Genomic DNA, 25,518 nt, shown 5'->3' with positions numbered 1-25,518 from the left:
AACAACTATATTAAATTAAAGGGAAGCTGGCTTGTTGACAGTTTCCCTTTTTTATAAGGTACTATTTATTTCCTATAATGGGGAGGAAAACAGTAAATGTACTCCCTTTTCCAATTTCACTGCTCACTTTAATGGTTCCTTGATGGGTTTCAACAATCCATTTCGCGATGGAAAGACCCAATCCATGACCACCCATTTGCCGTGCCCGCGATTTATCCGCTCGATAGAATCGTTCAAATATATAGGGAAGGTCCTTTGCTTCGATTCCGATGCCATTATCCTGGACTTTCATTATCAAAAAGTTCCCTTCCTGTACAAGCTGTATCGAAACGTTCCCTCCATTTGGAGTGTATTTAATCGCATTATCTAAAAGAATGTATAAAGCTTGCGATAATCTTTGAGGGTCTCCAATAACTAATAAAACCGATTGGTCATTCAAGTAAAGGGAAATCCCCTTTGCATCAGCAAGCGGGCGAATCGATTCAACTGTTATTTCCCCTAACTTCCAAAAATCAAATTCTTCAGCTTTGAGCTCCATTTTATTTGAATCCGAACGGGCTAGTGTTAGTAAATCGCCCACTAGATTGGTCATATGCTTTACTTCCTGCCGCATATTGGAAAGGAGTCTGCCAATAAACTCATCCTTTTGTGGCTCGACGGTCATTTCCATCGCATCAATAGAGGATAACAAAACACTTAACGGTGTACGCAGCTCATGGGAAGCATCCCCAACAAATTCACGCTGTCTTGAAAATGCCGCACTGATTGGAACCATCGCTCTTTTTGACATGATAAAACTCATATATAAGGCCACACCAAAAAATACAATGCCGATTACCGATAAAATCAAAAGCAGCCAATGTAATAATTGATAAGCAAAAGAGATATCTTTCCCAATATAAAGCTGGCCAATATATTGATCCTTCACATATATAGGCTTACTTGCTATTAGAAGACGAATATCGTGCGGATCCTCACGCGGACGAAACTCCCTCTTCTCTCCTATCGAAGAATGATTCTTCCCAGAATGAATGGTTTGTTTACTCATTTGCTGATTTTTAGAAAAATTCCTTTTTACAAGGCTCATTAACTCTGGACGTAATCGGGAATCGGCTTCATTGCCAATTAAAAGTTGTCCACGTGAATCTACAACATAATAAAATAATTGATTAGACCCGGCAAAAACTACCGCCTGATCCTGCACTTCTACGAGGGTGCTGTGGGCATTTTTCAATAAATAGTTCTCCATAAATTTTGCTTCTTGATCTATTAAAGATTGAAGTTCACTTTCCTGATTCTTAATAATGACGGTATAAAGAACAGAATAAACTATGATGATAAAAACAATCAGAAATAACATAAGAAGACCACTATACATACGGGTTAAGCGGCCTTGAGTATTTTTAAAAACATCCTTCTCCCTCGGGTTTGTTATGGTACTAAGGAATAAGAGAAACTTATTGTTCAAGTCGATACCCCACCCCTCTAACGCTTTGAAGCAAATCTTGTTTCTCGAGGGATCCCAGCTTTTTACGTATCAATTTCACAGTCGCATCAATGATTTTGGGAGCAACCTCCGAATCTCCTCCCCAAATACGGTCAAAAATAAGTTCCCGTGGCAGTACCTGCCCCTTATTCTGAATTAAAAGGTCGAGAAGCTGAAATTCACGAGGACTAAGTTGTATTTTCTCCTTATCGCTGCATACCATATGGCTCATCCGGTTTAGAATCAACCCATGTATCTTGACTTCTTCTTCCAATATTGGTGCATAGTTGCGGCGGCATAGTGCACGTAGGCGGGCCAAAAGCTCGTCGATTTCAAATGGTTTTACTAGGTAATCATCCGCGCCGGAATCCAGCCCATCTATTCTGTCCTGGACAGCATCTTTTGCAGTTAGCATTAAGATGGCTCCCGGGTATCCTTGTTGTCTTAAACGGCTGCAAATTTCTACTCCCGTCCCATTCGGCATCATCCAATCCATAATGATTACATCATAGTGGGCAGAAGTTGCATAATAATAAGCGTCTTCTCCCTCCGTTACCCATTCAATATTGTAGGCGCCTTTCTTTTTAAGCATATATACGATTAACTCTCCGAGTCGCACATCATCTTCTGCTAATAAAATATTCATGGCGGTATGCTCCTTAAAATTCAAGTCTGATTACTCAAATCTTACCTTCTCATCCTTAACCTTAACTTAAGATTTTTTAGGGATATGGAAGCGCCTTTACTATTGCAAAATAGGAAAAGGGAGCACCAATTTTGGATGCTCCCCTTCAGCTATGATAAGATTTCCTTTTTTTTACTCTTAAGTTTTTCAAGTTCGGAATATACTTCCTCATCACTGATCGAATTTTGGTTCAAATATTCAAACTGCGTTAAAGGAGCAGAAAATTGGTTTCCAGCCTGTACCTCCGCCTCCATTTGTAAAATCCTTTCTTCAGCCCGGGTGATTCCTATGGCAATCGAGTCTGTTTGAAAGGAAACCGTAGCTTTTTGTATTTGTTTCATTGACTGCGCTACATTGGCTCTTGAAGCGAGGAGGATTTTCTTTTGCTGCATTTGCTGATAGGTTTCTGTTAGCTTCTCTAATTTTTCCATAAGGATTTGTGTTTGTTCCTTAATGGACTGAAGTTGCTCCTGATAAAGGCTTACCTGTTTTTCGCAGGTGAGCTTTTCCTGGACTGCCAATTTAGCGATTGTCTCTTCCCCGCGGTCCATCGCCAGTTCTGCCTGGCGTGCTCTCTTGACTACTAATGCTTTCGCTTCAGAAATATGAGCTTCTTGTCTTTTTTCTACAAAAATTTGTCTGGCTAAAGCTTTTTGCCCTTTTGCAATTTCTTGTTCCATTTCCCTTGAGTATTCATTAAGCATTGCAATCGGATCTTCTAGTCCGTCCAATAATCCATTGATTTCAGCCATTGTAATGGTTTTTAATCTTTTAAAAATACCCATTTTATTCATTCTCCTTTTTGTCTGTAAGATTTTTTTCCCATTGATCTAAAATTCTTGCATTTTGTGTCATAACGGGTGTTTGAGCACTTAACATTGCAGTGTCAATAAACTCGTTCATTGAAGAAGATTTTGCTTTTTTTCTCAGCCATCTTACTAGAAGAACTAGTAGAGTTATTCCAATTATAAGGGCCAGCCATGGGACGCCTCCTTCGTGGTGAGGAGCATACATGAAATGGTGGTGGCCGCCAAATCCTCCCTGTACCCCATAACCACCTGCTTGTCCCATTTCACCGTATTCTTCATGTGGTCGGCCGGCAAATCCCCGGTGGCCTCTGAGAATCTCATGCAGTAGATTGAACACCAAAATGGCTGAGGTGACGATCACACCCCAAATGATTGCCTTTTTCTTATTCATTTCTTTTTCCTCCTTTCGTTCCTTGATAGTTAGTAGTTTATAAGTGAATGGTGAAAACTTGGTGAAAAGAAATAGTTTTTTTGCTTTTTGATACGAAAAAACCGGGCATTTTATGCCCGGTAATCTTAAAACACTATTTCGAATTTTATTTTGAGGGATTTTTCATCATAAGATCGGCTATATATTTCAACCCGCTTTTCTTTCCTATTAACTCTCACCTTCTACATTTGGATAAAACACACACCAAAATTTAGACCCTTAGCGAGCCGCGGAAACCTCTGCCAGCATAATAGGATTCTGCTCCATTGTGGTACACAAAGACAGTATCGAAGCGACGATCACAAAAGATGGCCCCACCTAGTTTTCTAATATTAGCAGGTGTTTTCACCCAGCTAGATGTTTTAGTATCGAAATGTCCAAGTTTCTGCAGCTCCCTGTATAGTTCTTCCGTTAAAATCTCAATACCTATGTCAGCAGCCATATCAATAGCGTTGTTTTGTGGTTTGTGTTGTTTCCTTGACTCCAAGGCTTCACGGTCGTAACAAACACTTCTGCGGCCTTTAGGGCTTTCTGCTGAACAATCATAAAAAATATATTCGCCCGCCTTTTTATCATGAACAACAACATCCGGTTCACCGCCAGTTCTTTCCATTTCATTAAGCGACCACAGTTTTTCTGGATTAGTTTCTAGCTTTGCTTGAACTTTAGCCCATTCAAGACCTTTATGGCGGTCCATGTTTTTCTCAAAACGGGCTTTCAATGATCTGAGTAATTCTTCACGTTGCTCTAGTGACAACTCTTTTTTATTGTTAATATTTGTCATGTTAGTTTCCACCTATTTAAAATAGTTTTAGTATCTATAAATAATTATTTTATAATAAATCGTTTAAATAATTGTGCAAATTCAGTTTACAATAAATTATATGATTAAGTAAGCTTAAAATGGAAAAAGGCATCCAAATCGGTTCATTTGGATGCCTTTTGTCTACAATCTAAGACGAACCCCATCGTTATGGTCCAACAGGGGGAGCTTGATGAGATATGACTTTTATTCTTTAATGAATTCCTTTGAACTTCTCACTGTATCAATTGGGCGAACTAATTTTTCTATTTCTGCACGCTTAGGCTCTAAAAACGGAGGTAGGGATAACTTTTCCCCTAGTGTTTCATAAGGTTCATCTCCCATAAAGCCAGGGCCATCGGTAGCAAACTCAAATAAAATTTGTGGTGCAACTCTTGCGTATAATGACTCAAAAAAGTGACGATTTACATAACCAGATGTATGGAATCCAAAACTACTCATCCGCTCAATCCATTCCTCTAATACTGGGCGATCCTCTACTCGGAATGCCGCATGGTGTACCGTACCAAAACCTTGTCGGGCTTCAGGAAGAACCGCGTTATATTCCACAATGACTGAGGCGCCATTACCACCTTCACCAACTTCAAACAAATGGAATGATCCTTCTTGAGCAATCTCTTTAAATAGCAGAACTTTTTCCATCATTTCTTTAAAGTAATCAAAGTTCGCAATACGAACAAAAACAGGTCCTAAACCAGTAATTGCAAATTCTAATGGAATTGGACCATTTTTCCATGGTGTACCGGATTCCACCCCTTTATTGAATTCATCTGAAATCAATTGGTATTGTTGATCATCAAAATCAACGAAAGAGAGAGTTCTCTTGCCAAATTGTTCTTTGATTCCATTATGTTTGACTTCTAGACGATCAAACCGTTTTACCCAATAGTCTAATGCTGCATCACTTGGTACACGGAACGATGTCTTTGAAATTTCGTTTGTTCCATGTACGCCTTTCGGAATGCCGGGGAAGTCAAAGAAAGTCATGTCTGTGCCTGCGCTGCCTTTATCATCTGCAAAAAATAAATGATAGGTTTGAATATCATCTTGATTTACCGTTTTCTTAACTAAACGCATACCTAAAACATAAGTGAAAAATTCATAGTTCTTTTCTGCACTACTTGTAATCGCTGTTACATGGTGGATTCCTTTTAAATGGTTCATTATATATACCTCCAAGAAAGCTAAGATTTTTAAGTTAAGATTATTGGTTGTAACTTTTTCTCAATCTTTTTTCGTTTTAATAACTTTTTTATACCATTTGGCTGCAGCCTCTACTTCTTCAATGGTCAATTGATGTCCCCTATTTTCCCAATGAAGCTCTACATTTGCCTGAGCCTTTTCTAATAACGATTGCAGTTCAACTGATTCCAATGGTGAAATTAATGGATCGTTTTTTCCAGCCGTAATAAAAATTGATTTTCCTAATAAAACAGGAAGGTCCATGCCTTTTATCGGCACCATAGGATGGTGGAGAATAGCGCCCTTTAAAGCATTTTGATAGTGAAACAATAAACTTGCAGCAATATTTGCACCATTTGAATATCCAACTGCAAAAATGTTATTTCGATCAAAATCATATTTTTGTGCTGCTTCATCAAGAAATTCATTTAATTCTTTTGTTCGAAATTTTAGATCCTCTTCATCAAATACTCCTTCTGCTAATCTTCGGAAGAAACGAGGCATTCCATTTTCTAATACATTCCCACGCACACTTAAAAAGTGCGCCTCATCATCAATTCTCCCTGCAAGAGGTAAAAGGTCTAGTTCATTTCCTCCGGTACCATGAAGCAATAATAAAGTAGGTTTTAATGGGTTCGAGCCTTTTTGAAATATGTGTTTCATTATTTTTCCCCCTTTCAAAACACAGAGATTTTTAGAATAAAAATGCATCTAAAGCATATTGACCAGGTCCAACTAAAGCCATACCGATTGCAACTGCAAGCAAAGTTAAGTTATACTCATAACCATTTGATGTTGCCCATATTCCATTTGGACCGTGCACTTTCGCAATCGCCATTACCATGGTTCCCGCAATGATAATTCCTGCAAGTGGAGTTAAAAGCCCTAATGCAAACAATATTCCCCCAACAAGTTCTGCTAATCCAGCAAATAGAGCCATGGTTACCCCTGGTTTCATACCAATGGATTCAAACCAACCTCCTGTACCTTTTAAACCATAACCACCGAACCAACCAAATAATTTTTGAGTACCGTGACCCACAAAAAGTAAACCCACTACCAAACGAATTATTAATAAACCAATATTTATCATGTTAAAATCCTCCTAAATGTCATTTTGTCTCGAATTCGAGATATTGTTTTAAAAAAAATGTAAGCTTAAACTTTTTTCCTTACTTTTTTTAAAAGATGCACCAATGTTTCTGCCTCATCAGAAATTAGTGAATCAAACATATCTTCAACTAACTCATGATATTTCGGCATGATTTCATTCATCAATTCATTTCCATCATCAGTTAATGTTACATGTATAACTCGGCGATCATCTGGACAGGCATTCCGGCTTAATAAACCTTTTTGTTCCAGCTTATCTATTACATAGGTCATCGAACCACTTGAGATCAATATGCAATTTCCAACTTGTTGAATTGTTTGTTTTCCTTTTTGATAAAGTACCTCTAAAACAGAAAACTCCGTAATACCTAGCTTTTTTTCTGCCATTTCTTCCTTTATTCGATCATGAATTGCTTTAGATGTTTGCATTAATATCAGAAAGGCTTGATTATTGCATTTCCTCTCCATTTATTTCACCCCCTCAAAAATACCTTTAATTACATTATCTTTAATTCGAGATAATTATATTACTTATAAATTTTTTTGTCAATACCTTTTTATTTTATTAAACTAATGCCCTTTTCCTTTGCAACTTTAAACATGACTAAGATATGCACATTGATGAACTGACTTGCAGGTAACTCAATGTTAAATCGGAAGTAACTTGGGCAAAAAAATAATAAAAGAGAGAATTCCTGTGAAATGGGTGTTTATCATTTCCCTTATACTTTATGCTTTAGACGACTCCTGGAATGAAGGGTTCAGTATATCTAACACGCTGTTTTCTCTTATCCTCGGACTATCGTTAACCTATGCGATTTATAAAACCGGTTCGCTTTGGGCGGACACTGGCATCCATTGGGGGCTGAACGTCTGCTACGGTATCTTTAACGGGACCCTCGGTAGTTCAGATGGGGGAATCATAAAAACCATGTACGAACCACAATCCATGTTTCTAGAAATGATCAGCTCCATTGTGCCTTTGTTCATGTTTTTGTTTGTATATTTGCTACGAAACAAATTTGTACGATAAAACGGCTAGGGCTACCGCTAGCCGTTTTTCTGCAACCTCGCAATATATTCAAGAAAAAGCGTTACTCCTTATTGGATCAAAGCCCTTGTTAGTGTAAAAACTGAAGACAAATCCTTCCAAAATATCGATGAAAAGTCAGTTGCCAATTATTACCAAGCTAAATCTTATTGGTATATAAGGATTTTATCCATTTAGCTTTTCAAAAAGATGGGATGGTTACTCTTCATTTGCTAACTTATTTCTTTCAACTGCATAAGGGGGCTTCTCCATCCAACCGTTCTCAACCATAAGCTTTGCTGCATCATTAACAAATGATGCGAGGTTCAGTAATGAATTTGTGTACATGAGTCCTATATCATGTCTACCATTTACCGCCGCAGAATTTCCAAATGACCTAATTTTCATGGAGAACATGTCCATTTTATGAAACAACATTAATTTATCTGAAAAAGGAGCAAAGGTTGATTTTGTAACCAAATGGTCAAGAAAAGATGGCGTAGGCAAATCTTCATCATGGAGTTTTATCATATAGTTTTCAATGTGTTTATGAGTGAATTCTTTCCCTCGTATAAACAAATCTCGAATCTTTTTCGATTTTACAACCTGGCTAAATGACATAATGAGTGCTTTACTTGTTACATTATTTTCAATATTATCGTAAAGATGAGTAATTTCTAATGCGTGTAATGGTCGTATGTCTCCCAAAAAACCATTTAAAAAATTTTTATGAACAAATTCCACTTTATCGGGGATTGGAATAATAGGTGGTTGGATAATGAGTCCTTTACCCATTAATATATCTTTGATTTGTTTCATCAAAGCCATAGTGGACTCCATGCAATATACAAAAAACTCTTCTACATCCTTTCTATAAACAAGCGGTACAGCTATGTTATAAATACTCATACCTGCTTTCGCAACGTATCTAAGGTAAAAAACATAGTATTCATCTTCAAACAAACGAGGAGCACCAGCGTTAAGATCTTCTTCTTCTGAAAAACCTTTCGGAATCGGGAAATTTTCTTTCTTAAATATCTCTTCTATTGTTTTCATGAACTCCATGCTTAATTTTAATGCGTTCTCTAATAAGGTTTTAATATCTTGATCCTCAACATGTTGAAGATAATACCGTAAAATACATTTTGACATGCTGTTACCCATATAGGTCGCCCAAAGTTTAGCTAATTCTGCTGAGGTAAGCTTTTCACTTAGGTCAGTTTTTTTTGAACTTATATTAATTGGTATAAGCGTGTCCATAGAAAATTCTCCCTTTTTGTGTTTTGCTTAGTATCCTCCTTCATTCAAATCATATTCAGGAGTAATTTTTACCCGTAAAATAATTATTCATCTAAACAGGTAAATCCTTTCGATGAACAAAAATAGGCAACAACCACAAGGGTTAGTTGCCTTTCTTTAAAGTGAGTTGCGAGACGCACTCAACGTGTGTTGTCTGCGGAAACATATCCACCGGCTGAACTTCCACTGTTTTATAACCGCCGTCTTCGAGGATTCGTAAATCCCGGGCCAACGTTGCCGGGTTACAGGATACATAGACAACCTTTTTGGGCTTCATTTCAATAATCGTTTGCAGAAGTGCTTCGTCACAGCCTTTACGCGGTGGATCGACGACCAATACATCGGCGGTATTGCCTTCCTTGTACCACTTAGGGATTACCACTTCCGATTCCCCAACCGCAAACTCTGCATTAGTAAAACCGTTTAAAGATGCATTGCGTCGTGCATCCTCAATTGCTTCCGGAACCACTTCCACCCCAAAAACCTTTTTCGCCTTTTGCGCCAAAAATAAAGAAATCGTTCCAATACCGCAATAGGCATCAATAACCTTTTCCTCACCGGTCAGCCCGGCATATTCGAGTGCTTTATCATATAGTACTTTCGTCTGCACAGGGTTCACTTGATAAAAAGAAAGTGCCGAAATCGCAAACTTAACATCCCCGATGTAGTCATAAATAAATTCGTTCCCCCATAATACGGTTGTTTTTTCGCCGAGAATAACGTTTGTCCGCTTCGAGTTCACGTTATGAACAATCGATTTCACCTTTGGCAGCCGTTTGGCAATTTCTTCGACCAACTTGTTTTTCTGCGAAATCTCTTGCGTCCGAGTAATAATCACGACCATTAACTCATCGGTTTGCTTACCATAACGAGCCATAATATGACGAAGAACTCCTTTGTGGGTTTCTTCCTGGTAGGCAGGGATCTGAAGCTCGCTGCAAATTTCTTTTACCACTTGTATCGCTTCATTGACTTCCGGGATTTGAATTAGGCTTTCATTTGTATCAACAATTTCATGGCTTCTTGGTTTGAAAAAGCCTGAAATCAGCTTCCCACCCTTTTCCCCGACTGGAACCTGGGCTTTATTGCGGTAATGCCATGGATGTTCCATACCTAAAATCGGGTGAACCTTAACGTCCTCCAGCTTTCCAATCCTAGTAAGCACTTGCCGTACCTGATTTTCTTTATATTTTAGCTGCCCTTCATAGCTGATATGCTGAAGCTGACAGCCGCCGTACTTATGGGCTTCACTGCTGTCAATCTCTATCCTATCAGGACTTTTTTCATAAATTTCGATTAAACGGCCAAAACCGTAGCCTTTGTTCGCCTTGATTACTTTTACCTTAGCCTTTTCACCAGGCAGTCCGTTCGGAACGAACAACGGGTAACCGTCGACCTTTGCCACTCCTGCCCCATCATGGGTTAAATCTTCAAAAATTACATCTATATATTCATTTTTACTCACAGGTAATGTTCTGCTCATCTAATTCTTCCTTTTCTCCGATTTGACTAGCAAGATTGTATCATATTATTGATTCAATTACGAAGCCACGTGATAGAATGAAACGATTAGAGTAAAATAAGCATAACCAATCAACATAAGCAGGTGTACGAACGTGGATATCAAACATTTACAATATTTTATTGAAGTGACAAATTTCAATAGTTTTTCCCGTGCCGCTGATCATTTGTTTATCACGCAGCCGACGATTAGTAAAATGATTAAAAACCTTGAAATCGAATTGGGTGTGGAGCTTTTTGACCGCTCCCGCAAACAACTAACCCTTACCGACGCCGGCCGTGTCATTTTGGAGCAGGCGAAATTAATTGATAAAGCTTTTAGCAATTTGGAAACAGAACTGGATAATTTATTGGGACTTAAAAAGGGGCACATCCGGATTGGCCTGCCGCCGATATTTGATGCGGGAATTTTTCTTAAAATCGTTGGCAGCTTTCATGAAAAGTATCCTGGGATTACCTTTCAATTAGTGGAGGATGGCTCTAAAAAAATTGAAGAGGATGTTGCCAATAATCTTCTTGATGTTGGGATCATTGTTCTTCCGACGAAAAATGAGCTATTTGATCATTTTTCTTTTATGGAAGAAGATTTAAACCTTCTCCTCCATCCTTCCCATCCTTTTGCAAACCGGGCTGAGGTCGAGCTGGCAGAACTAAATAATGAAGAGTTTATTTTGTTTAATAAGGATTTTGCTCTGAACGACCGAATTATTCTTTCCTGTAATAGTGTGGGCTTTAATCCGCATATTATCTCTGAAAGTTCACAAAGGTCTTTTATTGAAGAAATGGTTGCAAATAAGCTTGGGATTTCCTTATTGCCTGAAAGTGTATGCGGTAATTTAAACCAAAACGTAAAAGTGATAAAAGTGGTAAACCCCTCCATTAGCTGGCATCTGGCGATGATTTGGGGCAAAAATCAGTATCTTTCATATGCGGCGAAGAAGTGGCTGGAGTTTACGAAAGAAGAACTTGTGAAGCATTATCACACAAATAAATGACAATTGTGAGCTTCTCTTGGTGACCGTGGGGGCTCTTTGTTTTTGCGCTCGGGCATCTACAACCTCTTCCGGTGACCACAAGTACTCTTTTTTTATGCGCTCGGGCATCTATTGCTTCTCTTGGTGACCACAAGCACTCTTTTTTTATGCGCTCGGGCATCTACGGCCACTCTCGGTGACCGCAGACACTCTTTTTTTATGTTCTCGGGCATCTACAACCTCTTCCGGTGACCATAAGCACTCTTTTTTTATGTGCTCGGGCATCTATTGCTTCTCTTGGTGACCACAAGCACTCTTTTTTTATGTGCTCGGGCATCTATTGCTTCTCTTGGTGACCACAAGCACTCTTTTTTTATGCGCTCGGGCATCTACGGCCACTCTCGGTGACCACAAGCACTCTTTTTTTATGTGCTCGGGCATCTATTGCCTCTTTCGGTGACCGCAGACACTCTTTTTTTATGTGCTCGGGCATCTATTGCCTCTCTTGGTGACCGCAGACACTCTTTTTTTATGCGCTCGGGCATCTACAACCTCTTTCGGTGACCACAAGCACTCTTTTTTTATGCGCTCGGGCATCTACAACCTCTTTCGGTGACCACAAGCACTCTTTTTTTATGCGCTCGGACATCTATTGCCTCTTTCGGTGACCACAAGCACTCTTTTTTTATGCGCTCGGGCATCTATTGCCTCTCTCGGTGACCGCAGACACTCTTTTTTTATGTGCTCGGGCATCTACAACCTCTTTCGGTGACGGCAGACACTCTTTTTTTATGCGCTCGGGCATCTACAACCTCTTTCGGTGACGGCAGACACTCTTTTTTTATGCGCACGGGCATCTACAACCTCTTTCGGTGACCACAAGCACTCTTTTTTTATTCGCTCGGGCACCTACGGCCACTCTCGGTAACGACGGTCACTCCTTTTTTACCTGCATGATCATCGAGGTATTCGTTCCAGCGAGAATCCTCTTCCTTTAATCCCCAACTATATCCGCATTTGCATATCTGTAAGCATTTACATAGATAAAAGCTATACTACTGATAAAATATAACCATTTTACTTACACTACAACCGCGCGTACACTTGTAAATGCAAGAAAAACCCTTTAGCCACTTGGAAATAGTGCTTACCCTCAACAAACTATATTCCAACTTGAAAGGATACAACACGATGGAAGCAAAAAAAGTGAAAGAAAGCCGCATCATTAATACTGCACAAGTATTATCATGTGATTTAAATAACTATAATACCCTATTCGGCGGAGTTTTAATGAAAAAACTGGATGACGCCGCAACATTATCAGCCAGAAGACATTCACGCGTAAAAGAATGCGTGACAGCTTCAACTGACTCAATTGATTTCTTATGTCCAATTCACCAAACCGATTCAGTCTGCGTCGAATCGTTTGTTACCTATACAGGAAAAACTTCTATGGAAGTTTTTTGCAAAGTCATTGCCGAAGATATTATGACCGGAGAGCGTCGAATTGCTGCTACCGCCTTTTTAACCTTTGTTGCCTTGAGAGAAAATAAACGACCCGTAGAGGTTCCCGGTGTTATCCCTGAAACAGAAGAAGAAATCTTCCTTTATAAAACCGCAAAAGAACGTGCGGAAATCCGGAAAATCAGAAGACAAAAATCGAAAGAACTTGCCGCCTATATTTCATTGAAGAAACCTTGGGACGCGGAAGAGGAGGAAAAATAAAAATGATTACATTATCGAGTATTGATGAATTAAGTGAAGCAAAAGAGGTGCTTGAAACATTAAGAGTAGAATATCCTGCCCTTTTTGAAAAACTACTGGATATGATTAATTTAACCCGAGCATTTCAATTTAAATATCATTATATGGGATGCCTAATTATGGGGGAAAATCCGGGGGAACATACCCCTAAGTTTGTTTATGGTTCGGTCCTCAGATTGTATAAACGGGAATTACAAAAACTGTTGGATGATTCTGATAGTCAAGTATTAAAGCAACTATTTGCGGATTTTAAAAACATCGGATATTCTAAGCTAAGTCTTTTAGTCCTTGGTCATGCGCCTGAATCTTTAGTTGGGTCCTCAAGTATTCAGTAAACTAGATTAAAACCTTTTCAACTATATCGTTTTAACACGCATCTTCTACTTATTTCCCCCTTACACCTCTATATAAAAAAACGGCAGTTTCCTCACTGCCGTTTTTTTTATTATCTATAAGGTAAACCATGCAAATTAAAGTTCAGACGTTATGTTCCTTCTAAATTTCCCTATCAATGAATATAATACTGGCACAAAGATAAGGGTTAATAATGTGGATGTTGTTAAACCGCCGATTACAGTAACAGCTAATCCTTTTGAAATTAGACCTGATGATTCAGATGTCGACATTGCCAAAGGAATTAGGGCAAAGATGGTGGCAAAGGCTGTCATCAAAATCGGACGCAATCTAATTTTTGCTGCTTCCACGATGGAATCTTGTAATTCCATACCACTTTTACGATTTGACTCCACACGGTCCAGTAATACGACAGCGTTTGTAACGACAACTCCAATCAGCATTAACATTCCAATTAAGGCACTCATCGAAATCGGCTGTCCACTGACTAGCAATCCACCAAGCGCTCCAATTGGTACGAAAATTAATGAAGAAAGAATAACAAGCGGTGTTAAAATGCCGCCAAAAGTAACACTAAGCACTAAGAATACTAGGCCAATTGCAGAACCCATAGCAATAGCCATATTGGAAAAGCCATCTTGGATCATTTTTAAGCCGCCGCCATAGGTTACGTCTACCCCGTCAGGTAACGACAAAGAACTTACATCTTTTTTCACTTCATTTGTTACTTTGGCAGTGTTATTTCCTTTTATAATCGCGGAAACTTTTACAAGTGGCTTTCCGTCGTCATGATACAAGGTAGTCGGAACTTTCACTTCTTTGATTGTTGCCACGTCACTTACCTTTTTCGTACCCTCAACGGTTTTCATTTCAATATTTTTTATATCCGCTTTAGAAGTTATTTTTTTATCGTAACTTACGTCTACTTCCTCCGTGTTCCCATTTAATTCATAATTGCCAACAGTGATTGGTGTTAAATACTCTCGAATGGCTTGCATAAGTTGAGGGTACTGAACACCAGCAGCTTCTCCATCCTTACTAATCACAAGCTGCCATTTTGTTTGCTCATCACCTAAATTACTCGTAATATTTTTCAACTGATTGTTTTTCGTAAGTAAGGCTGTGACTTTGTCCGATGCGTCTGTTAGCTTCGCGAGATCCGAGCTATAAAGCTGAATATCAATATTATTTCCTGATGGCGGTCCGCCTTGCTGTGTTTCACTTACCGTAACACTAGAATCTTTATATTCCTTTTGCACAACCTTTTCCATATTTTTTTGATATAGACTTAGAACATTATTAACCTTTTCGTCTTTTTTCAATTGGATAGCAAATTTAATTTTGTTGCTGCTTCCCCCCATCATCATGGATCGGCCATTGGATATACCTATAGATACTTGACTATAGTCAATCGTAGGCTGATTTTTCAAATAGGCTTCCACTTTTTTTGCAACAGCGTCCATTTGTTCAATACTCAAGCTATTCGGTACAGTGATTTCTGCTTGCATGGCGTTTGAATCATTTGCAGGCAGGAAGGAAACTCCAAGCCTTGGTATCATGGCCAATGAGCCGAATAGAAGCACAATGGATAAGACTATAACCAATCCTTTTTTTCGGAATGCTCCTCTTAAAAGCTTCTCGTAAAGACCTGCAAGCCAGCTCTTTCTCTCAACATGCTTAACCTTCTTAAAGAACATACTTCCTAAGACCGGAATCAGAATGATTGCAACAATTAATGAGAACAAGATTGAAAACACAACTGCTAAGGCAAATGGCCGGAACATTTCACCAATAATTCCTCCGACAAAGGCAATTGGTAAAAAGACAACAAGGGTTGCTAGAGTAGATGATGTTACGGCACCCATTACCTCTTTTGTTGCATAAAGGGCTACTTGCTTCCTACTAAGAGTCTCATTCTCCTGCCGCCAACGGTAGATATTTTCAATAACCACAATACTGTCATCGATAATCCGGCCGACTGCAACGGCCATTCCTCCAAGTGTCATAATATTAAGGGAGTAATTAAATTGCTGCAATAGCGCAATCGTAGACAAAATCGAGATGGGCAGTGAGACAATCGCAATTAAGGTTGCCCGAATATTACGTAAGAAGAGCAGAATGACAACAACCGCAAAAAGAATACCGTACCCTCCCTCTTTTACTAAAGAGGAAACGGAAGATTCTACTGTTTTTCCTTGGTCCTGCACCGTATATAGCGTAAAATGGTGGTCTTGATTAAAGCTATTGATTTTATCTTTTACATTTTTAACGACTTCTGCTGTATTTGCATCTTGCGTCTTTGTTACTGAAATTAAATAGCTGTCTTTTCCATTAAAACGTGAAATTTCTTCCTGATCTGTGGTTTTCTTGATCACAGCTATATCAGAAAGCTTCAACTTTACTGGTTGTTGTGTCACATTTTGCCCGAAAGAACCTGCGTTTTGCATTCCCTTTTGGAACATTGCTGATTGTGCCGTCATTTGTTGGCTGGATTGCCCCGGTGTAATATCAATCTTTTTTAAATCATTGATATTATGAATTTCCCCTTTCATTTCAAGCGGGATATTTGTTCCATTATTATCTACCTGACCCAGTGAAACTTTATAGTCCTTCATTTGAATAGCATCTTTAATGTTTTGTAGTGTCAAACCATATTTCTTAGCTTTTTCTTGATCCACTACAATTGAAACCTTTTGCTGCTTCGTCCCCTCAAGTGTTACGGTTCCGACGCCATCTACTTTTTCAAGCTTCGGTACAAGATCATTTTCAATAGAGGATTGGGCATTCTTTTGGGAGTCACTAGCGGTAATTGCTGTTTCATAAATTGCTTGAGCGCCCGTGTCAATTTGTTTCACTTCAACAGTTGCTCCGTCTGGAACTGTTACCTTACCTATAACCTCTTCAAGCTTCGTTTTTTGTTTTTCTATGTCCGTACCATATGGATAATTGACAGTTATCGTCGCCATATTATTCCTTGAAGTACTTGTTAAGGTATCATATCCTTTTTGCTGTTTTATACTATCCTCAATTGGATTGGTTAGCTGTTCTTCCAATTCTTGTGTGGAATGGCCCATATAGGTTGCTTGCACAAAAAGGGCTGGAAATGTGACGTTTGGGAAAGTTTCTACTTTTATTTTATTCGTAGAATAGATTCCACTAGCTATCACAAGAACCACAAGCAAAAGAATCGCTACTGTATTTTTCAAGCTTAACTTCAATATTTTGCTCAAATCTATCACTCCTTCTTCAATGATTACCAAACAAAAGAATATACTAGTTATGTGTCCTCTGTGTGACCTAGATCCAAGAATTTAAAAAATACAGACCGAATTCGGCCTGCATTTATCCTATTTCTTTTGGAAGTATAATCTTGAAGGTAGTTTCTTTTCCTTTCATACTCGTTACCGAGATTTTCCCCTGATGAAGTTCAATAATCCGCTTCACGACTGCAAGTCCAAGTCCATAGCTGTAGGTATTACGCGAATGTGCTTTTTCCACTCGATAAAATCGTTCAAAAACAAACGGTAGGTCTTTTTCAGGGATTCCCTCGCCAGTATTACTAATCAAAACCTCAATATGATTAGCTAGATTGAATCCTCGAACGGTAATAGTTCCATTCACCAGATTATATTTAATTGCGTTTGAAAATAAATTGGCCCACACTTGATTCAATAACCCTTCATCGGCAAAAACTTCTAATTTCGGCATATCAAAATCAACCTCAAGCTGTTTCGCCGTCCATAGGGTCTGCATTGCCACAATCTGATTTCGCATTTGCCGGTCCAAAAAGAATTTCTTTGGGTGGATGGGAGATGAATTCGCTTCAAGGGATGATAGTTTTAACAGCTGTTTTGTTAGGCTGGATAGCCGTTCACTTTCTTGTTTAATCATGTCAAAATAATGGTTTTCCTCCCCAGGCTTTACTGCTTTATCTTTTAAAGCAATCGCCATTCCCCTTATCGCTGTAAGCGGTGATTGAAGCTCGTGGGAAACATTTGCAACGAAATCCTTGCGCGTCTGTTCTTGTTTGTCAAGTTCCTCTACCATAAAATTAAAGCTTTTTGACAGTTGCCCAATTTCATCCTTACTTTTTATATCCAAGCGAATTTGAAAATTGCCTTTTGCCAGTTCTTTCGTTGCTTTTGTTACATGGACGACAGGCTTTACTAAAAAGCGAGTCGTGATCAAAATAAGCGAACCTCCTAAAAACAATACGATAAAAAGGGAAGTCAAAATGATATTTCTTATTTGACCAAACTGTTCCTTCATACTAGGTTTAATAAATAACGCATAATTTCCTTTTTTCGTTTCAAAAGGCAATCCAATGGAACGATGTTGTGAACCTGCCATATTTCGATACACACCGCCATCTAATACATCATTAATATTTTTTTTTGTAAAATTTGCCGGTGGGCCTGCTTGGGGTGATTTTGCCACTAACCCCTTTTGATTATAAAGATAGATATCATACGGCAGGGGTGACAGGGTCTTTAAATATTCGGTGAACCCTTTCGCATCTAATTGTTCATATAAATTAATAATTCCTTTTCCTTGTACAATTAACTCTTCTTCCCGAATTTGTGTAAATTGTTTCTGAAACAAAAAATACGTTGTTATAAATGAAATAATTAATGACACTACAATAACAAAAAAATAGTTCAAAATATTTTTTATATAAACCGATCTAATCATGATGAATTTCTACCTTATAGCCAAGCCCTCTTACCGTTACAATCTGAAGTATGTCTTCATATTCTTTCAATTGCTTACGAAGCTTTTTAATATGGGTATCGACGGTTCGTTCATCTCCTTCATAATCCAGCCCCCAAATTTTCTCAATCAGTTCATCTCTTGTGAATATTTTTCCAGGGTGGCTTGCTAACATATATAATAATTCAAATTGCTTCGTTGGCAGCATAAACACTTCATCCATGATTTGAACTTTATAACTGGAACTGTCAATAAGGATATGGTTATATAATAAATTTCCCGCCGAAATCACACGATACCTCTTTAACAAGGATTTCACGCGCATCACAAGCTCCACTGGATGAAAGGGCTTTGTCACATAATCATCCGTGCCAATTTGGAACCCTTTGATTACATCTTCTGACTCAGCCCGAGCCGTCAACATTAATACAGGAATCTCATAATAAGATCTAATTTTTTTGCAAAGCTGCCAGCCATCGATATTTGGCATCATTAAATCAATGACAGCGCAGTCTATTTTCTCCGTTTCTAGCAAGTTGATAGCCTCTTTACCATCATTGGCGATGAGGGTATGAAACCCCTCCTTTTCCAAATAAAGCTGCGTCACCATCCGGATATTCGAATCATCATCCGCAATCAAAATAGTCGGCTTCATCTTATATCAACTCCTCCTGTCCATACCGTTTATTTTAACCAAAAACACGGTGCCTGGCACCGCAGAAGAACATTTGCGGCAATTTGTCCATCTGAGGAGGACACTATTTTTTCTTTGTTTCTTACCAAATAAAAGACGCCCCTTGCAAAGGGACGCCTATTTATCCTATTCCTGCATTGATACAACTTTTTCTTTCACTTCTTCAATATTTTTCATCTTGTTATCCCAGCAATTTTGGCTAAGATCCACTGGGTACTCTTCCGGATTCATAGTCCGCTTGTACTCCGGCCATAGGGCATCAAGATTTTGCTTCAGATACTCACGTGATTCCTCAAGACAAGGAATTTCGTACACAAGCTCACCCTTCACAAAAATATCTTCATGAAGCTCTTTTGCTGTAAAGTTCGTAACCACTTTATTCATAAACGTATGGGTTGGATGGAACATTTTCAACTGTTTTTCCGGCAGCGTCTCATCCTCCATGGCAATGTAATCGCCTTCCGCATGGTTCTTTTTATTATTAATGATCCGATAAATCTTTTTCAATCCTGGAGTCGTTACCTTTTCTGGATTAGAGGAAATTTTAATGGTATCCTCCATTTCCCCTTGCTCATTTTCAATGGAGACAATTTTATACACAGCACCAAGTGCAGCCTGGTCATACGCCGTAATCAATTTCGTACCAATTCCCCAGCTGTTAATTTTGGCGCCCTGCGCTTTCAAGTTAATGATTGTATACTCATCCAAATCGCTCGATGCAAAGATCTTCGCCTTTTCAAAACCGGCCTCATCCAGCATTTTACGTGTTTCCTTTGACAAATACGCCAAGTCTCCACTATCCAGGCGGATTCCGATAAAATTAATTTTATCGCCTAACTCCTTCGCCACCTTGATAGCATTAGGCACGCCAAGACGGAGCGTATCATACGTATCGACTAAAAAAACGCAGTCTTTGTGTGTTTCGGCATATTTGTGAAAAGCTGTGTATTCATCCTTATACGCTTGGACCATTGCATGGGCATGCGTACCCGAAACTGGGATTCCAAACATTTTCCCGGCACGGACGTTACTTGTAGCCTCGAATCCTGCTAAATATGCGGATCTTGTCCCCCACACCGCTGCATCCATTTCCTGTGCCCGTCTTGTCCCAAATTCCATCGCAATTTCATCGCCGACAACCTGCTTAATCCTTGATGCCTTAGTTGCAATCAATGTTTGGTAATTCACAATGTTAAGCAAAGCCGTTTCAACTAATTGCGCTTCCCCCAGCGGAGCATCGACACGCAGAATCGGTTCGTTCCCGTAAACCAGCTCTCCCTCTTTCATCGCACGAATGGTTCCTGTAAATCTTAAATCCTTAAGATAATTTAAAAAATCATCCTCATACCCAACTTCATTTTTTAAATAAGCTAAATCATCTTCACTAAAACGAAAGCCTCGAATATATTGGATCACTTTTTCCAATCCGGCAAAAACGGCGTAACCATTCCCAAACGGAAGTTTTCGGAAAAATAATTCGAAGACTGCACGTTTATTATGTATTCCGTCTCTCCAATACGTTTCCGTCATATTAATCTGGTAAAGATCCGTATGCAAAGTTAAGCTATCATCATGATAAATGTGTTTCATCATAGACCTCCGAATTTCTGCAAGAGCATTTTCACCATTTTCATTATTCTACCACTATCGTGACTATTTCACCATAGCGCCAAGCGATTGTTCAAAATGTCCCAAAGCCCAGTCATGGCCATTAGGATTAAAGGAAGCAACTGCCTCTTTATAGACAATAATCGTAAAGCCCTTATTATAAGCGTCGACAGCCGCGTGGAGGACACAAATATCGGTACAGACTCCAACAAGGTGAACCTCTGTAACCCCCCGTTCACGCAGCTTTATCTCTAAATCGGTGCCGGCAAAAGCGGAATATCTTGTTTTATCCATAAAAGCCACATTGTCACGATGTTTATTTTCGTCGTAAACGGCTTGAAGCCCGCCAAACAACTGCCGGCCTGCGGTCCCACGCAGGTTATGCGGTGGAAATAATTCTGTTTCCGGATGGTATTTATCACCTTTGTCGTGAACATCAATGGCAAAAACAACATAATCATCATTTTCAATAAATTCTTTTGTGATATCGATGATTTTCCCTTCAATCGCCTGCCCTGGATCACCGCATGTTAATGCACCGTGATCTGCAACAAAATCATTGGTGTAATCGATATTGATTAATGCTTTTTTTGGCATAATACGTTCACTCCTTCACATTCCTGTCTTGACTAGTGTCTTTCATCCATTATACACAATAATGACAGCAAAAGACCTCATTATTACCTATAAAAATTTGATTTGTCTACCACATTGTGGTGAATTTCAATTTTGCCAGTTTCTTTTCTATACAAAAAGCCCGCTAATCAGAGCGGACCTTTTTAACTATATCTTTTTCCCGGCACCCAATCAGTAGGCCGGTCAAGCGGGCGAATATCATCAAGAGGTACAAACACCTCTAAATGCCGATAAAGATTTTCAAATTCGGCCGGAAGCAATCCACCGAATTCTCCATCTAAATTCAATTGAACTTTTTCATTGGAGTAAACCTTAATCCGATTTGCCTGAGTATAAATGACATTTGAATCATTTATATGTTCTCCGCGAATGGCCAGAGTCGCCACTCTGATAAACTCGGCAAGATTAATTTTTTTCAATATTAACAATGAAAAAAGACCATCATTAATCGATGAGTCAGGTGCAAGCTTCTCAAACCCGCCGATTGAATTCGTTAGGCCGACAAGGAACAGCATAGCTTCCCCTTCAAAGAGCTTTCCATCATATTCAATCCTGACCTCGGAAGCTTTGATTGATGGAAGCATCTCCATTCCTTTTAAATAATAAGCAAGCTGACCAAGCATGGTCTTCAACTTGCTCGGCACTTCATATGTAAGCTCAGTAATTCTCCCGCCCCCGGCAATATTAATGAAATACTTATCATTAATTCGGCCAATATCAACGGGAATTAACTCCCCTTTTGTAATAATATCAACAGCTGAGCCGATATCACGAGGAATTTGCAGGGCTCGGGCAAAATCATTGGTGGTTCCGGCGGGAATAATCCCTAGTTTTGGGCGATATTCCTGTTCCGCAAGGCCGTTGACCACTTCATGAATCGTTCCATCACCGCCTGCTGCAATGACCACATCAAAGCGACGCTTTACCGCAATCCGTGCTGCTTCTGTCGCATCCCCGGTACCGGTTGTTGCGTGACATGAAGCCTCATACCCGGCAGTCTCTAATTTAGAAAGGATTTCCGGAAGATTACGTTTTAAAATTTCACGTCCTGATGTGGGATTATAAATCAATCTAGCTCTTTTCATTCCATCATCATCCTATTTATAGAAATCTTTATTGGATGTTCTGTTTCACCTTCTATATTCTACCAATTAACATCCTGCCTTACAATCATTATTGATAGCCATAATGACTATTCTATCCTGAAACGTCCGTCTACTATCATAACGTTTTTTTATTTTTTTGCAAAAAAATTGCAATTGGGGAGCTAGAAAGAACGAGAATTAATTTATAGGAATATCCGCTTATAAACTTGAATAGCTATTAGCAACTTGACCAAATTTTATATTCAACTCTATTTATAAAATATTTTGAAAAGGGATGGATGCTATAAATGTTTTGGCTGTTGCTAATTGCTTCCTACTTAATGGGGAGTTTTCCCACCGCCTTGATTGTAGGCAAGCTACTCTATGGTATTGATATTCGTGAATACGGAAGCAAAAATCCCGGAGCAACCAATACATTGAGGGTTCTGGGGAGAAAATCAGCTGTTTTTGTCCTGCTGATTGATATCGGCAAGGGGGCAACCGCTTCCTTTCTGCCGTTCTACTTTCATCTTGACCATGAGCCGCTAATTTTTGGCTTTGCTGCCGTTCTGGGACATTGCTTCCCGATTTCCGCCGGTTTTAGGGGCGGTAAAGCCATTGCTACCACTGCCGGTGCGTTAATGGTTGCTAATTTTCTCCTGTTCCTAATTGCCTATCTTACCTTCTTTTCGGTTATCTTTTTATCCAAATACGTATTTTTCGGCTCAATTTCAGTCGGTCTAAGTATGTTAACCTATTCGTTCCTGTCTCCAAAACTGGAGTCCGAACTTATCTTTTTGTTATTCGCGATTTTTTTACTTTACCTTCACCGCTCGAACATCCGTAATTTCATCCTTGGTATTGAACCCAAAATTAATGATAAAAACATAAAAAATGACAGGATTCCGCCAATAAAAAAATGAAATCTCCGGCTGGTCATTCCAACCGGAGATTTTCAATTTATTTTAAAAGTGTTGTTAGAAGGCTATTTGCAACAGTCTGCCAAATGCCAGAATCAATTTGGTATGATTTTGCTAAGCGTTTATATAACGCCATTTGTTTTTCCTGAAAATCAGGAGCCTCTTTGTCCGGCAATTCTGAACGGCCTTTGTCCACAAGTTCTTGGATTTCTGTTGCCCTTGGTCCCCAAACCCCTGCTTCATTTCCCTCTTGGTCGATAAAAATGAAAATCGGAATTGCACGGGAAGTTCCATTAGTTAAGTATTGATCCATTAACTCAAGGTTCTGGTCACGAAGAACAAAACGGACCTCCATGCCGGCTGCATCTGCGATTCTCAGCAAAATTGGATTGTTCAATAATGCGTCCCCGCACCAGTCCTCTGTAAGAACAATTGCCCGAAGCTCCCTCGCTTTTACAGGTTCGAGCTTTGTTTTGTCTGCTTTACTTACTTGATAACCCTCGTAAATCGTAAGCATTTCTTCTTTATTACGAGACATTGAATTTATGTATTCTTCCGGGGTCATCCCTTTAAGATACCATTCATTTAAGTTCATTTTTCACAACTCCCCTTCCATTTTCTTCAATGATAATCAAATCCTTTTCGCGTTACAACGCAGATGCTCAAGGTAACACCTAACATTATTTCACAAATATAAATTACTATTTTAAAAAAATAATTATTAGGGACTAGTCATATTTATGCAAAGTTGCTAGAATATTTTCTATAAAGGAAATATTATTTTAAATGATTTCCAATATAACAAAGGGGGAAAATTATGTCCAATCAAACTTTACAACTAGTTTCGATCGGAATTTACCTAGCCGGTATGCTGTTAATCGGTTGGTATGCATATCGCAAAACAAGTAATCTCACGGATTACATGCTTGGCGGCCGATCTTTAGGGCCTGCTGTAACCGCTTTAAGTGCCGGTGCAGCTGATATGAGCGGCTGGTTACTTATGGGGTTGCCTGGCGGAATTTATGTAACCGGTTTGGCAAGCGCCTGGATTGCCATCGGATTAACAATTGGTGCTTATCTGAACTGGAAACTAGTTGCACCACGCCTGCGCTCTTATACACAAGTCGCAAATGATTCCATCACCATTCCAAGTTTTTTAGAAAACCGTTTTAAAGACAATACAAAATTACTCCGGATTGTTTCAGGTATTGTTATTCTTATATTCTTTACTTTCTATGTTTCTTCAGGTTTAGTCTCCGGAGCAGTATTTTTCCAAAGTTCTTTTGGTACAAGCTACCTTACTGGCCTTTATATTGTTGGGGGCGTTACCATTGCCTACACTTTATTTGGTGGATTCTTGGCCGTAAGTTACACCGATTTTATTCAAGGATTAATGATGCTGCTTGCTTTGTTCTTTGTTCCAGCACTTGGGATTTTCAAAACTGGCGGTCCTGCGCAAACGTTTGAAACCATCCGCCACATTGACCCTACATTACTCGATTGGTTTAAAGGAACTTCCTTCATTGGGATTGTCTCAGCAATGGCCTGGGGCCTTGGTTACTTCGGACAGCCGCATATCGTTGTCCGCTTTATGGCAATTAAGACGATTAAAGAAACAAAAAGCGCCCGCCGTATCGGGATGAGCTGGATGATTATTTCTTTAATTGGGACAATCTTTTGTGGATTTGTGGGTAAGGCTTATTTCTATCATAATGCAGCACATAAACTGGACAATCCAGAAGCAGTATTTATTACGTTAAGCCAAATCTTTTTCCATCCATTATTCGCCGGATTTGCTTTAGCCGCAATTCTTGCAGCAATCATGAGTACAATTTCTTCCCAATTAATCGTTACTTCAAGTGCGTTAATTGAAGACTTATATAAAGTAGTTGTACGTAAAGATGCGAAGGATAAAGAGCTTGTATTCTTAGGAAGAATGGCCGTTTTATTGGTTGCTGTAATTGCAACAGCTCTTGCCTTCAAGCAAAACAGCACTATCTTAAGCCTTGTTGCTTATGCATGGGCAGGTTTCGGAGCCTCTTTCGGTCCAATCATTCTTTTAAGCTTATTCTGGAAAAAGATGAACAACTGGGGTGCCTTATTCGGGATGATTGTTGGTGCAGTTACGGTTATTGTTTGGAAAAATGTTGGTCTTGGCGATACTCTTTATGAAATCGTTCCAGGCTTCGTCTTCAACTTAATCGTTTCTGTCGCAGTCAGCTTGGCTACGCATAAGAAAAACGCTGAAATTGAAAAAGAATTTGATGAGAGCGTTCGTTTGTTAAAAACTGGTGCTTAATCGTTCAACCCGCCCGGAATTGGTCCGGGCGGGTTTTTATATAGGAAAGGAATGGTTTGAAGGACACTTTTCCAGTTTTTTTATAAATTTTGTCTT

General features: G+C 39.1%; 24 protein-coding genes. 6 read left to right on the top strand and 18 right to left on the bottom strand.

Annotated elements, in window-relative coordinates; translation table 11 throughout:
* Positions 1-61: 61 nt before the first annotated feature.
* The 9 genes from BIV60_RS04210 to BIV60_RS04170 all read right to left on the bottom strand — a co-directional run bounded on the left by BIV60_RS04210 (position 62) and on the right by BIV60_RS04170 (position 6,996).
* Complete coding sequence (locus BIV60_RS04210) at positions 62-1,468, bottom strand: sensor histidine kinase (RefSeq protein WP_071354470.1); 1,407 nt, start codon at positions 1,466-1,468, stop codon at positions 62-64.
* Positions 1,458-2,132: a response regulator transcription factor gene (locus BIV60_RS04205; RefSeq protein ID WP_071354469.1), complete on the bottom strand. Its 675-nt coding sequence runs from the start codon at positions 2,130-2,132 to the stop codon at positions 1,458-1,460. The genes BIV60_RS04210 and BIV60_RS04205 overlap by 11 nt, the downstream gene beginning before the upstream one ends.
* Positions 2,133-2,281: 149 nt before the next feature.
* Entirely contained in the window at positions 2,282-2,956 is a 675-nt protein-coding gene (locus BIV60_RS04200; protein ID WP_071354468.1) for a PspA/IM30 family protein, read from the bottom strand.
* Position 2,957: 1 nt separating this feature from the next.
* A complete protein-coding gene (locus tag BIV60_RS04195) occupies positions 2,958-3,371 on the bottom strand; it encodes a hypothetical protein (protein ID WP_071354467.1) in 414 nt (137 codons plus the stop codon).
* Between the two features lie 250 nt (positions 3,372-3,621).
* Positions 3,622-4,194 carry a DUF4256 domain-containing protein gene (locus tag BIV60_RS04190; RefSeq protein ID WP_071354466.1) on the bottom strand — a complete coding sequence of 191 codons (573 nt, stop codon included), beginning with the start codon at positions 4,192-4,194 and terminating at the stop codon, positions 3,622-3,624.
* 225 nt (positions 4,195-4,419) lie between these two features.
* Positions 4,420-5,397, bottom strand: coding sequence for a ring-cleaving dioxygenase (locus BIV60_RS04185; RefSeq protein ID WP_071354465.1), 978 nt, complete (start codon positions 5,395-5,397; stop codon positions 4,420-4,422).
* Between the two features lie 60 nt (positions 5,398-5,457).
* Positions 5,458-6,078 carry an alpha/beta hydrolase gene (locus tag BIV60_RS04180; RefSeq protein WP_071354464.1) on the bottom strand — a complete coding sequence of 207 codons (621 nt, stop codon included), beginning with the start codon at positions 6,076-6,078 and terminating at the stop codon, positions 5,458-5,460.
* Between the two features lie 31 nt (positions 6,079-6,109).
* Positions 6,110-6,508, bottom strand: coding sequence for a DoxX family protein (locus BIV60_RS04175; RefSeq protein ID WP_071354463.1), 399 nt, complete (start codon positions 6,506-6,508; stop codon positions 6,110-6,112).
* Positions 6,509-6,573: 65 nt separating this feature from the next.
* Positions 6,574-6,996 (bottom strand): MarR family winged helix-turn-helix transcriptional regulator, encoded by a 423-nt coding sequence (locus BIV60_RS04170; RefSeq protein ID WP_071354462.1) that lies wholly within the window; start codon positions 6,994-6,996, stop codon positions 6,574-6,576.
* A gap of 229 nt (positions 6,997-7,225) precedes the next feature.
* Here BIV60_RS04170 and BIV60_RS30835 point away from each other — a divergent pair, with 229 nt between their 5' ends.
* Entirely contained in the window at positions 7,226-7,561 is a 336-nt protein-coding gene (locus BIV60_RS30835; RefSeq protein WP_371261502.1) for a CPBP family glutamic-type intramembrane protease, read from the top strand.
* A gap of 216 nt (positions 7,562-7,777) precedes the next feature.
* On the opposite strand, the gene BIV60_RS04160 is transcribed toward BIV60_RS30835, so the two are convergent.
* Entirely contained in the window at positions 7,778-8,818 is a 1,041-nt protein-coding gene (locus tag BIV60_RS04160) for a DUF3231 family protein (RefSeq protein ID WP_071354460.1), read from the bottom strand.
* 142 nt (positions 8,819-8,960) lie between these two features.
* Positions 8,961-10,340: a 23S rRNA (uracil(1939)-C(5))-methyltransferase RlmD gene (gene rlmD / locus BIV60_RS04155; RefSeq protein WP_071354459.1), complete on the bottom strand. Its 1,380-nt coding sequence runs from the start codon at positions 10,338-10,340 to the stop codon at positions 8,961-8,963.
* 133 nt (positions 10,341-10,473) lie between these two features.
* On the opposite strand from rlmD, the gene cidR reads away from it, so the two are divergent.
* The 3 genes from cidR (at position 10,474) to BIV60_RS04140 (ending at position 13,451) form a co-directional block, all read left to right on the top strand.
* On the top strand, positions 10,474-11,373 hold the full coding sequence (gene cidR / locus BIV60_RS04150; protein WP_071354458.1) for a cidABC operon transcriptional activator CidR: 900 nt from the start codon (positions 10,474-10,476) through the stop codon (positions 11,371-11,373).
* Between the two features lie 1,170 nt (positions 11,374-12,543).
* A complete protein-coding gene (locus tag BIV60_RS04145; protein WP_071354457.1) occupies positions 12,544-13,077 on the top strand; it encodes an acyl-CoA thioesterase in 534 nt (177 codons plus the stop codon).
* 2 nt (positions 13,078-13,079) lie between these two features.
* Positions 13,080-13,451 carry a hypothetical protein gene (locus tag BIV60_RS04140; protein ID WP_071354456.1) on the top strand — a complete coding sequence of 124 codons (372 nt, stop codon included), beginning with the start codon at positions 13,080-13,082 and terminating at the stop codon, positions 13,449-13,451.
* A gap of 135 nt (positions 13,452-13,586) precedes the next feature.
* Here the strand turns inward: BIV60_RS04140 and BIV60_RS04135 are convergent, their stop codons facing one another.
* From BIV60_RS04135 to BIV60_RS04110, 6 genes are all read right to left on the bottom strand, one after another.
* Positions 13,587-16,700 carry an efflux RND transporter permease subunit gene (locus BIV60_RS04135; RefSeq protein ID WP_071354455.1) on the bottom strand — a complete coding sequence of 1,038 codons (3,114 nt, stop codon included), beginning with the start codon at positions 16,698-16,700 and terminating at the stop codon, positions 13,587-13,589.
* A gap of 112 nt (positions 16,701-16,812) precedes the next feature.
* Entirely contained in the window at positions 16,813-18,162 is a 1,350-nt protein-coding gene (locus tag BIV60_RS04130) for an ATP-binding protein (RefSeq protein ID WP_071354454.1), read from the bottom strand.
* Positions 18,155-18,835 carry a response regulator transcription factor gene (locus BIV60_RS04125; RefSeq protein ID WP_071354453.1) on the bottom strand — a complete coding sequence of 227 codons (681 nt, stop codon included), beginning with the start codon at positions 18,833-18,835 and terminating at the stop codon, positions 18,155-18,157. The genes BIV60_RS04130 and BIV60_RS04125 overlap by 8 nt, the downstream gene beginning before the upstream one ends.
* 165 nt (positions 18,836-19,000) lie before the next feature.
* Entirely contained in the window at positions 19,001-20,464 is a 1,464-nt protein-coding gene (locus BIV60_RS04120) for a nicotinate phosphoribosyltransferase (protein ID WP_071354452.1), read from the bottom strand.
* 63 nt (positions 20,465-20,527) lie between these two features.
* Positions 20,528-21,079, bottom strand: a complete 552-nt coding sequence (locus tag BIV60_RS04115; protein ID WP_071354451.1) for a cysteine hydrolase family protein — start codon at positions 21,077-21,079, stop codon at positions 20,528-20,530.
* 182 nt (positions 21,080-21,261) lie between these two features.
* The gene (locus BIV60_RS04110; protein WP_071354450.1) at positions 21,262-22,203 is read right to left on the bottom strand and encodes a diacylglycerol kinase; all 942 of its coding nucleotides are present in this window, start codon (positions 22,201-22,203) and stop codon (positions 21,262-21,264) included.
* 308 nt (positions 22,204-22,511) lie between these two features.
* On the opposite strand from BIV60_RS04110, the gene plsY reads away from it, so the two are divergent.
* Positions 22,512-23,126 (top strand): glycerol-3-phosphate 1-O-acyltransferase PlsY, encoded by a 615-nt coding sequence (gene plsY / locus BIV60_RS04105; protein ID WP_071354449.1) that lies wholly within the window; start codon positions 22,512-22,514, stop codon positions 23,124-23,126.
* Between the two features lie 37 nt (positions 23,127-23,163).
* Here plsY and BIV60_RS04100 read toward each other — a convergent pair whose 3' ends face one another.
* Entirely contained in the window at positions 23,164-23,718 is a 555-nt protein-coding gene (locus BIV60_RS04100; protein ID WP_071354448.1) for a thioredoxin family protein, read from the bottom strand.
* A 222-nt stretch (positions 23,719-23,940) separates the two neighbouring features.
* Between BIV60_RS04100 and putP the strand changes: the two genes are divergently transcribed.
* Positions 23,941-25,422, top strand: a complete 1,482-nt coding sequence (putP, locus tag BIV60_RS04095; protein WP_071354447.1) for a sodium/proline symporter PutP — start codon at positions 23,941-23,943, stop codon at positions 25,420-25,422.
* Positions 25,423-25,518: the final 96 nt, after the last annotated feature.

Source organism: Bacillus sp. MUM 116, from assembly GCF_001866655.1.
In the GTDB taxonomy this organism is placed as follows: Bacteria; Bacillota; Bacilli; order Bacillales; family Cytobacillaceae; genus Neobacillus.
Note: the sequence above shows the minus strand (reverse complement) of the source record. Positions and strands in the feature narration are given on the sequence as shown.

Excerpts from the sequence above, each read along its gene's own strand:
- BIV60_RS04205 (WP_071354469.1), bottom strand. The coding sequence starts at position 2,132 with ATGAATATTTTATTAGCAGAAGATGATGTGCGACTCGGAGAGTTAATC.
- BIV60_RS04200 (WP_071354468.1), bottom strand. The coding sequence starts at position 2,956 with ATGGGTATTTTTAAAAGATTAAAAACCATTACAATGGCTGAAATCAAT.
- BIV60_RS04195 (WP_071354467.1), bottom strand. The coding sequence starts at position 3,371 with ATGAATAAGAAAAAGGCAATCATTTGGGGTGTGATCGTCACCTCAGCC.
- BIV60_RS04190 (WP_071354466.1), bottom strand. The coding sequence starts at position 4,194 with ATGACAAATATTAACAATAAAAAAGAGTTGTCACTAGAGCAACGTGAA.
- BIV60_RS04185 (WP_071354465.1), bottom strand. The coding sequence starts at position 5,397 with ATGAACCATTTAAAAGGAATCCACCATGTAACAGCGATTACAAGTAGT.
- BIV60_RS04180 (WP_071354464.1), bottom strand. The coding sequence starts at position 6,078 with ATGAAACACATATTTCAAAAAGGCTCGAACCCATTAAAACCTACTTTA.
- BIV60_RS04175 (WP_071354463.1), bottom strand. The coding sequence starts at position 6,508 with ATGATAAATATTGGTTTATTAATAATTCGTTTGGTAGTGGGTTTACTT.
- BIV60_RS04170 (WP_071354462.1), bottom strand. The coding sequence starts at position 6,996 with ATGGAGAGGAAATGCAATAATCAAGCCTTTCTGATATTAATGCAAACA.
- BIV60_RS04160 (WP_071354460.1), bottom strand. The coding sequence starts at position 8,818 with ATGGACACGCTTATACCAATTAATATAAGTTCAAAAAAAACTGACCTA.
- rlmD (WP_071354459.1), bottom strand. The coding sequence starts at position 10,340 with ATGAGCAGAACATTACCTGTGAGTAAAAATGAATATATAGATGTAATT.
- BIV60_RS04145 (WP_071354457.1), top strand. The coding sequence starts at position 12,544 with ATGGAAGCAAAAAAAGTGAAAGAAAGCCGCATCATTAATACTGCACAA.
- BIV60_RS04140 (WP_071354456.1), top strand. The coding sequence starts at position 13,080 with ATGATTACATTATCGAGTATTGATGAATTAAGTGAAGCAAAAGAGGTG.
- BIV60_RS04130 (WP_071354454.1), bottom strand. The coding sequence starts at position 18,162 with ATGATTAGATCGGTTTATATAAAAAATATTTTGAACTATTTTTTTGTT.
- BIV60_RS04125 (WP_071354453.1), bottom strand. The coding sequence starts at position 18,835 with ATGAAGCCGACTATTTTGATTGCGGATGATGATTCGAATATCCGGATG.
- BIV60_RS04120 (WP_071354452.1), bottom strand. The coding sequence starts at position 20,464 with ATGAAACACATTTATCATGATGATAGCTTAACTTTGCATACGGATCTT.
- BIV60_RS04115 (WP_071354451.1), bottom strand. The coding sequence starts at position 21,079 with ATGCCAAAAAAAGCATTAATCAATATCGATTACACCAATGATTTTGTT.
- BIV60_RS04110 (WP_071354450.1), bottom strand. The coding sequence starts at position 22,203 with ATGAAAAGAGCTAGATTGATTTATAATCCCACATCAGGACGTGAAATT.
- plsY (WP_071354449.1), top strand. The coding sequence starts at position 22,512 with ATGTTTTGGCTGTTGCTAATTGCTTCCTACTTAATGGGGAGTTTTCCC.
- BIV60_RS04100 (WP_071354448.1), bottom strand. The coding sequence starts at position 23,718 with ATGAACTTAAATGAATGGTATCTTAAAGGGATGACCCCGGAAGAATAC.
- putP (WP_071354447.1), top strand. The coding sequence starts at position 23,941 with ATGTCCAATCAAACTTTACAACTAGTTTCGATCGGAATTTACCTAGCC.